We start from the raw sequence: 15,765 nt of genomic DNA on the forward strand, positions 1-15,765 counted from the left end.
GATGTTTCAGATTCTTCTTGACAATAGGGGATGCCCTTGAATAATATAAGTGAGTACCCACTCATTAATGATTAGAGGTAAGCAACGGCGTATGAATATTTTTTTGAACCATTATGAGTGTGTGCTCACTCATATCTGTCGTCGTTTTTCTCTGTCATGTAAATATAGAGAGTGGGTCATCGCAAGTGACAAGAATTAAAAAAAGGAGCATGAGAAATGGCGAATCAAAAGAATCTGCAAGCAAGTCCATCCGAAATGCAAAGTTCCGCCAACGCAGGCAAAGCACTGTCGATTCTGATGTGGACGGCACGGATTTTCGCGATGACCATCCTGGCGCAAGTATTTATTGCCGGGCTTGCGATGTTCGTGGATTCGGCAGACTGGGTTGCACATACGAACTTTGCCCGCGTATTTATCGTTTTTCCAGTCCTCATTATTCTGCTATCGTTCATGGCGCGTCTTCCGGTCTCGTATCGGTTGAAGGGGATTCAACTGTTGGTTATGGTGATATTGATGTTTGTCACCGCGGATCTGTCGTCGCAGATCGGGTTCCTGTCCGCGCTTCATCCGGTGATCGCGATCGGGATGTTTTGGAGCGCGATGACGCTAGCCAGGCAGTCTGCAATGAACCGCAAGGCAGGTGAAACCAGATGAACATCGTGATTTTCGGCGCCAATGGACCAACGGGAAGGTTGTTGACGGAGCAAGCGCTGGCGGAAGGACATTCGGTGACCGCAGTCACCCGCCATCCGGATCGATTCCTGCTGCAGCACGCGCAGCTGCGGGTCATGCGTGGAGACGTGTTCAATCTGTCTGAGGTAGAAAGCGCGGTAGCCGGACAAGATGCCGTACTTTCGACACTCGGCGTTCCATTCAGCAAGCAGCCCATTCATGTCTATTCGCAGGGGATCGGTCATATCCTTCAGGCGATGAACCGGTCCGGTGTTCGCCGTCTCGTATGCGTAAGTTCCAGCGCGACGGAGCCGCATGCCGACCCTCAGGGAGGTTTCTTCTTCGAGAAGATCGTGCAGCCGCTCATCGTCAATACCATAGGCAAGAACTTGTATGCGGATATGAGGCGGATGGAGAAGACGGTGAGGGACAGCGAGATGGATTGGACGATTGTCCGCCCATCCGGTCTCTTTGAAACAGAGAGCGTAACCCCCTATGAACTAGCCGAAAATCACATTAAAGGCAGGTTCACTTCCAGGGCGGATTTGGCGAATTGCATGCTCCGGCAGCTATCAAGCGATCGCTATGTGCAGAAGATAGCTGCGGTGGCAACGGTTGCCGTGCAGCCGAGCATGCTCAAGCTGATTATGAGGGAAGCGTTCCAGAGCAAGCATAAGTAGTGAGGTCAGGTTATCTGGGCCTCAATGGATTGAGCTGTATCGTTATTTTGATATAATATCGATACATCACAATGAGGAGGGCATGCTAGGCCATCTATTCGACCAAGCTCAGATTTACGAAATACGTACAGCGAGATATCTGAGTTTTGCCATAAATATGATGAACCTGTTTTCATTACAAAGAATGGCCAAGGATTTGGCTGTGATGAGTATTGAAACGTATGAAAAACTGATTGGAAAGTTTGAATTGCATAAGCTGCTGAACGAAGGCATGGATGCTAAACAGAATCAGAACGTGCGGCCTTTTCGTGAAGTTCTTGCAGAAATTGAAAAGGGAATTCCAGAGTGAACATGAGCTATCATGCAGAGATCACTGAGCCGGCAGAACGGGATTTACGGAATATTGCAATTATCTTGCAAACGAAATGCTTGAGCCAGTCACTGCGCGGAGAGTGATTTCGAGAATTGCAGAGGCCGTGCTTCAATCGGAGATCATGTCCTTCAGATATGGTCTAGGTGAAGATGAACGATTGGCAGGACAAGGTATTCGTAAATTGCTTGTCGACTCCTAAATTGTGTTTTACGTTGTTTCGGAGTCGGACCCCCCATAATCCATAGACGAGCTGTGCGAGTCATATCCCCCTACGCACCACCACCACCTAACACCAACGGCAATGATGCCGTTTTTTTTTTTGCCATAGAAAAGGTTGTTGCTTGCAGAAGGCTATTGCTGTTTAAGATCGGTTTTTATCGAATTGACAGGTTTTTGAGGAAATTTGTATACTTATGGGAAGTTAACAAATTATTCCTATTCATTCCACAAGAATAAACTTAAAGGAGACGCTATGAAACGAACAAGATTGCTCGTCATGTTAACGATTGCTATGGCATGCATGATTTCCTTTTCCGTATTACCGGTTAAAGCCAATACGACCGCCCAAGGAATCACTTTGCCCGCATTACAGCAAGCATCCGCAGGTGCCCGTCACATTCTGGCCGTTGGCGAGGACGGATCATTATGGGCCTGGGGAGACAATAGCGAAGGCGAGCTCGGCGACGGAACCTTCCGATCGAGCGGCATACCCGTTCGGGTTGGAAGCGATAAGGATTGGGCATCGACCGCAGCGGGAGACCGTTTCTCCATCGCGGTGAAACGTGACGGAAGCTTATGGATGTGGGGAACGAACCGGAATCGGGAAGCGATTACCAAACAAAAGACTCCGCTCCGTTTCGGGAACGGAAACGATTGGTTTAAAGTCACCGCGGGCGACGCTGGAGCAGCGGCCTTAACTAAGCATGGGTATCTCTTGCTGTTCGGAGTAAACCTACAGACAGGCACCATCTACGTCGGCTCGGAACTAAACGGGGATCGGGACTGGGCAGACGTTTCTATAGGAGCCGAATGTTTGTTGGCACTAAAACAGAACGGAACGTTATGGGCGCAAGGCGTATGCACGCCGACGGGGAGTAAGGGAATTCCGCTTACACAAGTCGGCGATTCGACCGATTGGGCGGCGATTGGAGCGGGCTCGTTCGGGGTTGCCCTTAATCACGACGGTCAAGCGTTTGACCTGAAGTCAGGTTCGAGTCCCAATTCGATCAAGCTCGTGAACGTCAAAGCGGCATTTGCCAAGGCCGTTCGAGTTTCGAGCGGCTTCGTTCCGGTGTTGGTCTCCGAGGACGGGAGCCTATGGAAATGGGACACGGTATTCGATAAATATGACAGGATTCCGTCGGATACGCCCATGAAAGAAGCGGCTATCGGCAACGGGTTTGGAGTCGCGATCGCCCGTGACGGCACCACTTGGACGTGGGGACAGAACGAATGGGGGCAGCTCGGCGACGGCGAGTCGGACAGCGCGTACGTTCCGGTTGCCGCAGGGACAACCGTTAAAGCGATATCGAAGTCGGACTCCTACAATTTCATTCTTCACCAAGACGGAACGCTTTGGCATCAAGACGGTATTGATCATACCATGCTGAAACAAATCAGTACCGATACGGACTGGGTATCGATCTCAACCGGCCGCTCGGAAGTGTATGCATTGAAGCCGGATGGAAGTTTGTGGGTGTACCAAACGGGAAGTTATTTCAACTCGGCTCGGTTATCCGGTGTGAGCGATAATATTATGCAGCCGCTGCTCAAGGGGCGCTACTGGACAGACATCCAAGTTTCCGAGCAGGGCTACGCAGTCGCGTTGAACAAAGATGGATCGCTGTGGGTGTGGGGAACCGACGCTTGGGGTAAGATCATGCCGAGCGATTTCGAGCATCTGACCGAACCTCATCCACTCAGTCCAGCTAAGGATTGGCAATCATTCAGCATCAATGGAAGCCATCTGCTCGCGATCAAAAAAGACGGTACTTTATGGGGGATGGGAGATAATCGACAGGGTCAGTTGGGTCTCCCGAGTTACAATGCGAATACCGACAAGATGATGAAAGTTGGTAGCGATCGAGACTGGGCACAAGTGCGAACGGGAGCATCCGGAAGCATCGCCCTTCGCAAAGACGGTTCGCTTTGGCAATGGGGGAAAGGCTGGTGGTCTCAGACCGAAATGACCGGCATCGTCCAAGTCGGATCGGATAAAGATTGGAGCCGGATTTGGTCTTCGACCGATACCGCATTCGTCTTGAAGAAAAATGGCAGCTTATGGTCATGGGGAAGGAACGACTACGGCCAAGTAGGAAGCGGATCTGCGGGAACAATCATGGAGCCTTCGAGCGTTGCGGACAAAGGCCCGTGGACGGAAGTCATTCCGGGCACCTATTACACCGTTGGAACGAAAAAAGACGGTTCTGTATGGATCTGGGGCGATGACAAGGAATCCGTCTTTGGATACATGAACTCCACATCGGAGCTGAAGATGTCCAAGGTCTCTGCGATCGGGGCTATCCGAGTCCCGGATCCGACCTGGAAAGCCGCTTTCATGCCGTTTCGCTTAAACGAGAAGGAAGGCAAAGTTCAAACCTCTCCATCGATTTTCGTTTCGATTTATAAAAACGGCAAGCTCATCGCAAGCGGCCAAAGCAATAGCGCGGGAATTTTCCGTTTCGCGTTTCCTCACCTAGCAGACGGCAAGTATTCGGCACAAGTGAGGGATGCCGGCGGAAATCTATTGGCTTCGGCCTCTTACATTTACGGAGATGTCAATCCTCCTGCTAGTCCGAAACCTTCGACGCCAGCTGCAAAAGCGACGGTTGTCCAAGGCAATGCAGAGCCGTATAGCCGGGTCACGTTAATGTATGCTAACACGAGTTATTCGGCCAAGACGGACGGAAAAGGAAGCTTTAAGATAATCGTTCCGCCCCTGGCCGCAGGCAGCAAGCTGACGATCTGGGCGACGGACGCCGCCGGCAATCAAGGCGTGTCAGTAACCGTTGCTATAAGTAAATGAAGGAGCGCAAAGGAAATAATTAGTTGAGTATAGATGCGATCCCACAAAGATTCACCAAAATCAATCATTTGAACGCAGTCCTGCGGGACTGCGTTTTTGTTTTTGTATGAACGTAAGCTGATCGAATTAGGAGGCCGCGTTCCGCAAGAACATGCGATAATTTACTCAACGGAACCTCATTCTGTTATATAATAGCAAATAACTGGATGAGTTTTTTCTTGCTAGTTCGACGAATTGAGACTTTTAGGGAAGTCGGCATTTGGTCGAAACTGTCTATTGCTGTTGGAATACCGCGGTGAATTCCTAATTTGGAGAGTGGGTAGTAGGAAATGTATCAAGTAAGAACAATGAGGAAGTTATTGATAGGTTTAATAGTCTTATGTTTGTTGCCTTTGTACTTTACCGACAAGGCGTTTGCCGACACGGCTGGGCCTTCCGTGACTAGCGTATCGGTTCCTGCCGATGGTACATATGGTGTAGGAGATCCCATGGATTTCTTAGTGAACATGGACAAGCCCGTATTTGTTGACACCTCTGGGGGTAATCCAGGTATCGCAATGGTTGTAGGAGCAACTACTGTGTATGCAACCTTTGTAAGCGGTTCGGGGTCCAGTGCGTTGATGTTCAGATATAGCGTCCAATCCGGACTATCTGATAGCAATGGGATTACCATAGGAGCCTTGTCGCTAAATTTCGGATCAATTAAGGATCTAGAAGGCAACGATGCCTTATTAACGTTAAACGGAGTGTCCAGTACGGCAGGTGTGCTAGTCAATGCAATCGTCCCAACGATACTTAGCATGTCGCCGCAGTCGGGACCGACGGCCGGAGGAACGAGTGTCACGTTGACCGGTACGAATCTGTCCGGTGCGACGGCGGTGACGTTTGGTGCAACGGCGGCGACGGGCATTACCGTAAATTCGGCAACGTCAATTACGGTAACCGCTCCGGCGGGCAGCTCGGGAACCGTGGACGTAACGGTAACGACACCGGGCGGCACATCGGCGACATCGGCGGCGGACCAATTTACATACATGGCCGTGCCGACGATTACAAGCGTGTCGCCGACGTCGGGACCGACGTCCGGAGGAACGAGCGTCACGTTGACCGGTACGAATCTGTCCGGTGCGACGGCGGTGACGTTCGGTGCAACGATGGCGACGGGCGTTACCGTAAATTCGGCAACGTCAATTACGGCAACCGCGCCGGCGGGTAATTCGGGAACTGTAGACGTAAGGGTAACGACGACGGGCGGCACATCGGCGACATCGGCGGCGGACCAATATACGTACATAGCCGTGCCGACGATTACAAGCGTGTCGCCGACGTCGGGACCGACGTCCGGAGGAACGAGCGTCACGCTGACCGGTACGAATCTGTCCGGTGCAACGGCGGTGACGTTTGGTACAACGGCGGCGACAGGTGTTACCGTAAATTCGGCAACGTCAATTACGGCAACCGCTCCGGCGGGCAGCTCGGGAACCGTTGACGTAACGGTAACGACACCGGGCGGCACATCGGCGACATCGGCGGCGGACCAATATACGTATATGACCGCACCGACGATTACGAGCATTAATGTCAGTCCAACCTCAATCGCATACGGAGAAACGGTGACCCTGCAAGCTAGCGTATCGGACTTTACTGCTGGCGGTGTGACACCTACCGGGAGCTTGACTTTCAAGGATGGAACTACGGAATTGGGGACAGCGAACCTTGTCGCTACAACTCCTATCAAGACTAATGCTGATTTCGGAAGCGAACCGTCTGTTCCATCTGGAATGAAAGTAAGTTGTATGGCGGATCCTGGGAATGTAATTGCGGCCACCTCCTGTCCGGTGATGAAATGGGGAGACCTTACCTACTGGGCCTTTTCATATACGGATAATAGTTTGGCATTGGGTATCGTTGCTTTCGATTCTTCAGGAGCGATCGTGAAGCAATGGGAGAAGAGCGGAGCACGATATGTGTATAACATTACGGTGGACTCTTCATTACAAACGGTCACCTTTTGGGGACAAAACGATAGAAGCGTAACAATGTCCTGGGCAGACTTGGAAAATGCAAACGCCTATGCCAGTATTGTCATTCCCGCCTTCTCCATCGGATCTCATCCCATCACTGCACAATATTCGGGTGACTTTAATCATATATCAAGCATCTCTGCCAGTTCTGCCCTAACCGTATTAAACACGCTGACAGGTATAGGCTTCAATCAGCCAATCAGCGTACAAGCAGGAAAGTCAGTGAGCTCGGTTGTGTATGCAGCCTACGCAGACCTTACCACTCCAACGTTGACCAGCGGGGTAACATATTCCTCCGGGGATCCGACTATTGCTACGGTTGATCCAACGACTGGTATGATCACGGGTATTGCTGCAGGTGAAAGTACAGTCATTTCAGCTGCATACCAAGGCTTTACGGCCCAGGCTAACGTTACGGTTACCGCTGCACCAATTGAATCTATCACTGTTTCTAGTTCTAGTGGAACCATGTACATCGGAGCCTCGCTTCAATTCAGTGCAACTGTAGCTCCTGACCTTGCAACCGATAAAACCTTTAGCTGGTCGGTAGTTCCGGGTACAGGGGCAGCAACGATCAATGCAGCCGGTCGGCTCGTGGCAACTAAAGCGGGTACGATTACCGTTCAGGCAACTGCTCATGATGGATCCGGTGTTATAGGATCGAAAGTCATTACGATTCATACCCGTTCATTGCCTGCCGTTACAACGCCGGTCATTGACCTGAACGGTTTAACGCTTGACCCGAATACGATCGACACGACGAAGCCGTCCGTCACGCTTGAAGTGACGCCAAAGGACGGTGCAGCCTTTATCAGCATACCGGCAAGCATTTTAACGAGCTTCGAGAGTAAGAACGCTGCCTTCGTCATCGAGCTGAAGACCTCTTACGGCAGCTATCAAGTGCCGGTCAATCTGACGTCGCTCATTCCGGGACTGAAGGACTTGCTAGCTAAGAATAACGTGACTAACGATGACATTAGTTTTAAAATCACGCTAACCGACAAGTCCGGCGATAAGGACATCCAAGCGGCTTTAACAAACGGCTTGCCGAATGGCCAAGCGATAGGTGCGATTGTAGATTTTCACATGGATATCATCAATACCAAGACGGGACAAGCGATCGGAACGGCAGATAAGTTCAGCCAGGCGCTTACAAGAGTGATTCCGATGAGCAAGAGCGTGACCAGCATGCCTGTGCAATGGGGTGCATTCCGCTATAACGCAGCGACAGAGAAATTGGAGTTTGTAGCCGCTGAGAAGAAACAGATTGACGGCGTATGGGTTGTGATCATGAGTTCCTATTCAAACAGTGTCTACGTTGTAGCACGCAATACGGTAAGCTTTGCCGATGTACAGCAGCATTGGAGCAAATCTGATGTCGAACTTGCTGCCGCGAAGGGGCTAGTCGAAGGTGTAGGCGACGGAAAGTATGATCCCAACAAAGCGGTAACCAGAGCAGAATTTACCGCTATGTTAGTCCGGGCGCTTGGACGCGGCACATCCGATACTGGTATGGCGCCCTATGACGATGTCGAATCCGGTACGTGGTATTCCGGCGAGGTAGCCACGGCGAAGGAGCTTGGACTGCTCGCCTTTGTGAAGGGAAACCGCTTCAGCCCTAATCAGCCGCTTACGCGCGAGGAAATGGCAAGTATGTTGGCGGCGGTGGCGAGACTTGAACAGCTGACGATATCCAGTGAGCCAGTGAGCCTTGATGGCTTCAAGGATATCGGAAACGCGGATGCAGATTACCTTGAGGACGTTCGCCTAATGGTTAAGCTTCATATCATGACAGGCACGGGAGCAACTACGTTTGATCCGAAGGGGAAGACGACACGCGCGCAAGCAGCGACAGTGTTCATCAGGGCGCTGCAAGCGCTTGGCATGATAGACTCCTAACTTTCATACCTGCGATGTTATGGGAGTGAAACCAACTATGGCGGTAGAGCATTTTGTTTGCAACGACGAGGTCAAGGGTTCAAGCCCGTCTACTTCATGAATAGCTTAAAGAAAAACGGCAGAGATGCCGTTTTTTTATTTTAAGGGTTATGCGTCTGGGTATTCATACAATAAAAACATTTGCATTCAAGCTCTACTAGGCATAGGCTAGAAATGGAAGAGCGCTTTCAAATTTCGATAGGAATTGGAGTGATTTCGATGAAGGATCTGCAAAAATCGGTTTTAGGTCGGACAGGACTTGAAGTGAGCCGTCTAGGTTTCGGTGCCATGGAAATTCGCGGACCACGTATTTGGGGCGGACGACCGGTAACCGATGGCGAGGCGGAACGGATTTTGAACGCAGTGCTGGATGCCGGGATCAATTTTATCGATACGGCGTACGATTACGGGTTAAGCGAAGCCTATATCGGCCAATTCATCAGTCACAGACGCAGCGAATATATCTTGGCCACCAAATGCGGCTGTACAGTCGTAAATGCAGGGGATCATGACGAGACGCCGCATGTGTGGACAAGGGATAATCTGCTGCACAATATCGATGAAAGCTTAAGAAGAATGAAGACGGACTATGTCGACCTGCTTCAACTGCACAATCCTTCGCTGGATCAGACGGAAGAGGGCAACCTGGTCGAAGTGCTCCAAGAAATTCAGGCCACGGGCAAAGCCCGGTGGATCGGCATATCCTCTACGCTTCCGCATCTTACATCCTACATTGAATCGGGCATGTTTGATTCGTTTCAAATTCCATATTCCGCACTCGAACGGGGTCATGAAACCTTGATTGCGAAGGCTGCGGAAGCCGGGGCGGGAACGATAATTAGAGGCGGCGTCGGTCGCGGCGAGCCTGGTTTCGGACTCGGCAATCAAGAGCGCTGGGATGTGTGGGAGAAGGCACAGCTGGATGAGCTGGTTGACGAAGGCGAAAGCCGGACAGGCTTCCTATTACGTTTTACATTAAGTCATCCAGGCATGACTACTACAATCGTGGGGACGAAGAACCCGGAACATTTGGCGGAAAATATCCGCATTGCCCAAAAGGGACCGCTGTCCGCCAGCGTGTACGAAGAAGCGAAAAAGCGCCTTCAGGAACAGGGACAAGGACCGATCGCTTAAGCATCAAATGTCTGCCGGGACAGGCGTGTAGACGACTTCCGAATGCATGGGGTTAAAGTGAGGCTGGCATTTGCGACAGATGCAAGCCGAAATTCAGCCAGGTGTCAAGCGTGCTGCCCTTGGTGAATTTCGATATCCAGCTGTTGAAAGCCATCCTGTCGCGAAACGGCGAGAATTATGAGGCAGAGCAGCTTGAGGAAACAGCCAAACGAGCGGAACACTGGATCACACGGTGGTATCCTCAAAAGCTGATTCAGGTGAATGAGCGCCCCGACCGGGCATTGCATGCGACGCTGAATGCGACCGAACGTCAATGGATCGAAGCTTTCCGCGGCCTATTGCGAAACGAAAGAAACGATGACGAGCAGCTGATGGAGGACATTTACGCGATTTGCCGAGTCGAGGATAAGAAGGTCATGAAGCAGAATCAGAAACGGCTCTTCAGTCTCCTCTATCAGTTGGTCCTGCAAAGCAATGAAGGCCCGCGCATGCCTTATTTCATTCAGGGAGTGGGACGGGAGCGCCTGCTGAGCTTGTTGGATTTCAATTAGTCCGATTTGCCCAAGTGGAGGTGGCCGCGCGAATGGCGTCGAATGATACTGGATACCGATATCATTGCTAAGAGGGGTTCATCCATGAAAGAGCTGTTGAAGTTTCTATTCTTGCAATTCTCGCGGTACCGTTGGCAAATGACGGCGATATTCGTGCTGATGATCATCATGCTTGCATTCCAGGTCACGTTCTCGTACAGCTTCAAGTATCTCATCGATGAAATCCTTACTCCCGCGCGTCGATCCTCGGTCTCGTTTTCTCTCTCGCGATTCTATATACGATGAACAGATGGTTCTTCTGGATGCTGCTCGTCGGCCTGCCGTTCTGTTTCGTCATTCCAAAGCTGATGAATAAGCCGACGAAAGCCGCTTCAGACCTGTATAAAACGCAGGAAAGCTTCAGTGATCTCGTGTTTGACCGGCTCCATTTTCACCAAATACTTCGTGCCTTCAGGCTGTTCGCATGGGAACGCAAACGCTTGGCCGCTATGACCGACGAGGTTGCTCCGATGGGGCTGCGCGCTCAGTTCTTGCGGGGATTGCAGGCGAAGTCGGTCGCGATCACCCTGCTTATCCTGAATGTCGTCATCGTCGCCGTCGGCGCCTGCTTAACGAAATACGATCTGCTCATCGTGGGCGTACTCGCTTCGTTCCAAAGCTTCTATCTGCGTATCAGCAGCTACGCTTCTTCGCTGACCCGATACTTCCCGCAGTTCGTACAGGCTGATCTTAGCTGGGGAAGACTTCGCCGGGTGATCTTGGACCAGGAAGGAAATCCGGAGGAAACCGAGTTGTCGGAGATCCGCCGTACTACGCTTCCGGTTTCAAGCGCGAGCTCGAGCTGTGGAATGTCTCCTTCGGCTATTCGGATGCGGCTCATTCCATTCGCGATATGACCTTAACCATCCCGCAGGGCACGCATGTCGCCATCGTAGGTTCGAGCGGTTCGGGCAAATCCACGCTCGTCAGCTTGCTCATGCGATTCGATGAGCCGAATGATGGACGGCTCCGCTTGGACGGGACCGATGCGCGCGCGCTTCCGCTGGACAGCTACCGTAAATTGTTTGCCTATGTGCCGCAGGAGGTACTGCTATTCAATACCAGCATTCGCGACAACATCCGGTTCGGCCGCTTAACCGCGACGGACGAGGAAGTCGAGACGGCGGCGATGCGGGCGGATATCCATGAGTGGATTAAAGCCCAGCCGGGCGTTTACGATTTCAAAGCAGGCGAGGGCGGACGCAATCTATCCGGCGGGCAGCGACAACGCGTCGCGCTCGCCCGGGCTTTCGTCCGGCGGCCGGATATCCTCTTGCTGGACGAGGCGACATCGGCGCTCGACCCCGTGGGAGAGCAGGCTATTTATGATTCGATTCTATCGCTGGCGGCTTCTACCATCATCTCGGTGACCCATCGTTTACAAACGACCAAGCATGCGGATCGGATCTATGTCATCCATAAGGGCGAGCTGGCTGGCGGAGGTACGCATGAGGAACTGCTCGAGAGCAGCGGAATTTATCGGCGCATGTGGTCCAAGCAGGACGGATTCGCGATCAGCGGGGATGGAACCAGCGCGGACGTCAAGCTGGAGCGTCTGAAGCAGATTCCGTTGTTCAGCGCGCTCGACGAGAATACGCTTGCGTACATGCAGCAAGCGCTCGTGACGGAAAGAGTGAACGCAGGCAGCACGATCATGGAACAAGGCGAAGAAGGCAACCGCTTCTATATTCTTGTTCGCGGACAAGTCGAGGTGCTGCAGCAGAGCGAAGGGGAAGAAAGCCGCAGGCTTGCGGTGCTGGAAGACGGCGATTATTTTGGCGAGATGGCGTTGCTTAAGGCGATTCCGAGAACGGCTACGATTCGGACGCTAACGCCGAGCATCCTGCTGACCATGCACCGTGAATCGTTCCAGAAGGCGATCGAGAATTCCCCGCGGTTAAAGCGCCAATTGGAGATCGTGTACGAGGAGCGGATTCTGTCTCATCGGTAAGCGAGCATAGAAGGGGAACCGTGTAGACCTGCGTGAAACGGATCCCCCTTGGCTCCGCCAACCAAGAACTTTAACGCAACCACAGTGGGTTGCGATTATTGTCGTCGGCTTGCCAAGGGGGAGATGAACCCAGCTCATCAGCCTTTCACGCCGCCGGCGGTCAAACCTTCGATGATTTGTTTCTGCAGGACGGCATAAATAATCATGACCGGAACGATGCTGAATACGATTCCCGCCGACATTTGAGCGTAATTCGTGTTATAGATATCGCGGAAACCGACCATCCCGACGGGCAGCGTGCGCAATTCATCCGTGGAGATGAAGAAGTTCGCCAATAGAAACTCATTCCAATTGCTAATGAAATTGATAATAAACACGGTTACCAAAGCGGGGATGGTGATCGGCAAAATGATTTTGGAGAAAACGCCCTTTGCGCTCAACCCATCCATCACTGAGGCCTCTTCGATCTCGCCCGGAATCGAGCGCATGAACGCCGACAATATGATGACCGTAAATGGAAGTGCCCCGGCCGTGTAAGGAAGGATGAGCGCCATATGCGTTCCCAGTACGGCGTGACCGAAGAATACCATATCGTTCAGCATCTTATACATAGGCAGCAGCAAGGCATTGCCCGGAATGAGCAAACCGATCAGGATGAATTGGTACATCCCTTTGCTGATTTTCAAATACCGCATCCGCGTAATCGCGAAGGCTCCCATGGCGGAGAAGATAATCGTCACGATCGAACACAGCGTCGAGATATACAAACTGTTGAAGAAGTATACGCTGATTTTCGCATTCACCCAAGCTTCGTAGTAATTTTCGAAATGAAACGAGGACGGGAATCCGAATGGATTGCTCGCAATCGCCTGATTATCCGATTTGATGGACGAGAACAGGACGAACACGAACGGGTAGAGGGTCGCGATTAAATAGCCGATTAACAGAATATGGGGGATGCTTCTTCTCACGGATCTCAGCGTCATTGTCATTAGTATTCGACCCTTTCGACTCTTCTGGCAATCAATACTTGGTACAATGCGGTAAGAATGAGCGAGAACATGAATATCAACACCCCAATGGAGTTGCCGTATCCGTATTTCGCATTGGTTATCCCGTATTTGATTAAATAGGTCGCCATAACGTCCGTTACCCCGCCCGGACCGCCGTCCGTCATGACGATGATAATATCGGCCGCTTTCATCGCGCCCGAGATGGAGAGCATAATGACGACGGAAATGATAGGCATGATCAGCGGCACCGTAATGCGGGTTGCGCGAGTGAAAGCGGAGGCTCCGTCGACGATTGCGGCTTCATCTATTTCCCTGGGAATCGACAAGATAGCGGCAAGTACCATCACGATGTAGAATCCGGTCCACTGCCACGCATTGGTGATCAAGATCGAAAACATGGCCCAGGAGGTGTCGGATAACCACATGACAGGGTGTAATCCGATTTTAGTCAAGATTTGATTGAACAAGCCGATATCCGGTTCGTAGATGAAACTCCACAAGATGCCGATGACCGCAGTCGACATGACGGAAGGCACGAATACGGCTGTTTTGTATAAGCCCTTGAGCTTCTTTACATTGCTGATCAAGAGGGAGAAGAAGATAATGACCGGCACTTGCACGAATACCGAGAACAGAATGAATTTACCGTTGTTGGAAGCGGATTCCCAGAACTTGCTGTCCGCGAACGCATGCTTGAAGTTGGTCAGCCCGTTAAACTTCGGCGGGGTAAGTCCGTTCCATTTCATAAAGGCCGTGGTGAAGGCAGAAATCATCGGATAAATGAAAAACATGAGATAGAGGATCAGGAGCGGCAATAAAAACAGTACATACGTCCAAGGGCTTCTTAATGTTTTATTCATCGTTTCCTCCGCAATAATCAGACATATGTGCACGAATCGCAGGTACAAAAAAGTACCACCCACACTGAGGAGGGTGGTACTTGCCGTGCTTATGATCGTTTAGAAATCGTCGTCGCTGTTTGCCGCATTCTGCGCTTTCTGCACGGCGTCGAGCATGGCCTTCGGCGTTGTTTTGCCGCCGATCAGCTTCTGAATGCCTTCGCTGAGCGCGGTATTCACGTCGGCTTGAACCAAGGAATCGAAGGCCGGGAATGCGCCGCTTGCTTTGTTGCCCACTTCAATGATTTCTTTCACCAGCGCGGAAGCATTGGCATTCGCCAATTTCGTGCTGTTTACTTTCATGGATGGCAGGACGCCGTCCGCTTCGAGTCCGCGGATTTGCATTTCGTCGTTGTACATGTTCTTAATGAAGGATTTTACGAATGCGAGCTGCTTTTTGTCGTTTTTCACTTTTGCCGAGAACCCGTAACCGTTGGAGAATCCGCCGTTTACGTAAGTTTGGTTGCCTTTGCCGCCGGCTACCGAAGGCATTGCGAAGTAGCCGACTTTGTTCACCAAGCTACCGGCTTGTTTCGGATCCGTGAATACGCTGGATGCCCAAGATCCGTCGTACATCATGATGGCTTCGCCGCGGATGAGCTGGTTGCGCTGCTCGGCATAATCCAGACCGAGTTCGCCTTTCTTGAAGTATCCTTTCTTCACCCAATCTTGGTACTTCGTGAAAGCGGATACCATCGGAGCGCTGTTCCATTTTGTTTTACCTGTCGTGAACCCGTTCGTAATATCCGGACCCGCGTAACGAGCCCACAAGGTGTTGGCTGTCATCAACGGTACCCATGCGGCTTTGGACGCTTGAGCAAAAGGCGTTTTGCCGTCTTTTTTGATCGTGTCCGCCAATTTCTCGAGTTCGGCTAATGTTTTAGGGATTTTCAGGCCTTTGGCTTTGAAGTATTCTTTATTGTAGAAGTAGCCCTCTTGGTAGCCGCCGATCGGCAAACCGTATACTTTGCCGTTCACCGTGAATTCGTTCAAGGAAATAAATTTGTTTTGCAAGCCGAGCTCTTTCAGAATCGGCGTGAGATCGAGCAGCCGGTTGGCTTCCGCGTACAGTTGCGTGTCGGAGCCGCCGAACAAGTCGAATATCGCGGGAGCTTTGTTGACTACCATCTCGGAACGCAATTTCTCTTTGCGGTTTACGTCCGAGTCCACGCCGTCCAGCTTGTATTTGACGCCCGGCACTTCTTTGGAAACCCTTGCCAGTACATCCTTCAGGATATTAAGACGCTGTTGTTTCGCCTCGCCCAGTTGTGTATGTCGGATTACGATGGTGTCGGTTTTCGTTGCCGCGCCGACCGAACCTAAGACCGTAGTTGCGGTAAGCGCCAAGCCGAGCGATGAGACTAGAAGACTCTTCTTCTTCATGTAGTGGAACCTCCCAATTAGGTATATGTATCTATTTCAGAATAAGATTATTAGCAAAATCTGGATAGGTGTACTTTTCGATT

Annotated in this window: 13 protein-coding genes and 1 pseudogene; 11 read left to right on the forward strand and 3 right to left on the reverse strand. The window is 51.4% G+C overall.

Annotated features, from left to right (window positions below; translation table 11 throughout):
- The first annotated feature begins 216 nt into the window (after positions 1–216).
- The 11 genes and pseudogenes from GZH47_RS26265 (at position 217) to GZH47_RS26310 (ending at position 12,387) form a co-directional block, all read left to right on the forward strand.
- A complete protein-coding gene (locus GZH47_RS26265; RefSeq protein WP_162643953.1) occupies positions 217–654 on the forward strand; it encodes a DUF6220 domain-containing protein in 438 nt (145 codons plus the stop codon).
- Entirely contained in the window at positions 651–1,352 is a 702-nt protein-coding gene (locus GZH47_RS26270; protein ID WP_162643954.1) for an NAD(P)-dependent oxidoreductase, read from the forward strand. The genes GZH47_RS26265 and GZH47_RS26270 overlap by 4 nt, the downstream gene beginning before the upstream one ends.
- Positions 1,353–1,434: 82 nt before the next feature.
- A complete protein-coding gene (locus GZH47_RS26275) occupies positions 1,435–1,701 on the forward strand; it encodes a hypothetical protein (RefSeq protein ID WP_225446223.1) in 267 nt (88 codons plus the stop codon).
- A gap of 496 nt (positions 1,702–2,197) precedes the next feature.
- On the forward strand, positions 2,198–4,750 hold the full coding sequence (locus GZH47_RS26280) for an Ig-like domain-containing protein (RefSeq protein ID WP_162643955.1): 2,553 nt from the start codon (positions 2,198–2,200) through the stop codon (positions 4,748–4,750).
- 800 nt (positions 4,751–5,550) lie between these two features.
- Positions 5,551–6,240, forward strand: a pseudogene (locus tag GZH47_RS34700) (IPT/TIG domain-containing protein); the annotation flags it as partial.
- A gap of 210 nt (positions 6,241–6,450) precedes the next feature.
- Entirely contained in the window at positions 6,451–8,673 is a 2,223-nt protein-coding gene (locus tag GZH47_RS34260; RefSeq protein ID WP_225446588.1) for an S-layer homology domain-containing protein, read from the forward strand.
- 258 nt (positions 8,674–8,931) lie between these two features.
- Positions 8,932–9,846, forward strand: coding sequence for an aldo/keto reductase (locus GZH47_RS26290; protein ID WP_192043545.1), 915 nt, complete (start codon positions 8,932–8,934; stop codon positions 9,844–9,846).
- A gap of 110 nt (positions 9,847–9,956) precedes the next feature.
- Entirely contained in the window at positions 9,957–10,397 is a 441-nt protein-coding gene (locus GZH47_RS26295; RefSeq protein WP_162643957.1) for a hypothetical protein, read from the forward strand.
- Positions 10,398–10,481: 84 nt separating this feature from the next.
- A complete protein-coding gene (locus GZH47_RS26300; RefSeq protein WP_162643958.1) occupies positions 10,482–10,682 on the forward strand; it encodes a hypothetical protein in 201 nt (66 codons plus the stop codon).
- The gene (locus tag GZH47_RS26305; RefSeq protein ID WP_162643959.1) at positions 10,679–11,293 is read left to right on the forward strand and encodes an ABC transporter ATP-binding protein; all 615 of its coding nucleotides are present in this window, start codon (positions 10,679–10,681) and stop codon (positions 11,291–11,293) included. The genes GZH47_RS26300 and GZH47_RS26305 overlap by 4 nt, the downstream gene beginning before the upstream one ends.
- A complete protein-coding gene (locus GZH47_RS26310; RefSeq protein ID WP_162643960.1) occupies positions 11,290–12,387 on the forward strand; it encodes an ATP-binding cassette domain-containing protein in 1,098 nt (365 codons plus the stop codon). Before GZH47_RS26305 ends, GZH47_RS26310 begins: the two co-directional genes overlap by 4 nt.
- Positions 12,388–12,524: 137 nt before the next feature.
- On the opposite strand, the gene GZH47_RS26315 is transcribed toward GZH47_RS26310, so the two are convergent.
- The 3 genes from GZH47_RS26315 to GZH47_RS26325 all read right to left on the reverse strand — a co-directional run bounded on the left by GZH47_RS26315 (position 12,525) and on the right by GZH47_RS26325 (position 15,682).
- Positions 12,525–13,379 (reverse strand): carbohydrate ABC transporter permease, encoded by an 855-nt coding sequence (locus tag GZH47_RS26315; protein WP_404823728.1) that lies wholly within the window; start codon positions 13,377–13,379, stop codon positions 12,525–12,527.
- Positions 13,379–14,260, reverse strand: coding sequence for a carbohydrate ABC transporter permease (locus GZH47_RS26320; protein WP_162643961.1), 882 nt, complete (start codon positions 14,258–14,260; stop codon positions 13,379–13,381). Before GZH47_RS26320 ends, GZH47_RS26315 begins: the two co-directional genes overlap by 1 nt.
- 99 nt (positions 14,261–14,359) lie before the next feature.
- Positions 14,360–15,682 (reverse strand): type 2 periplasmic-binding domain-containing protein, encoded by a 1,323-nt coding sequence (locus GZH47_RS26325; protein ID WP_162643962.1) that lies wholly within the window; start codon positions 15,680–15,682, stop codon positions 14,360–14,362.
- Between the last annotated feature and the right edge of the window lie 83 nt (positions 15,683–15,765).

The sequence above is a fragment of the Paenibacillus rhizovicinus genome, assembly GCF_010365285.1.
GTDB lineage: Bacteria > Bacillota > Bacilli > Paenibacillales > Paenibacillaceae > Paenibacillus_Z > Paenibacillus_Z rhizovicinus.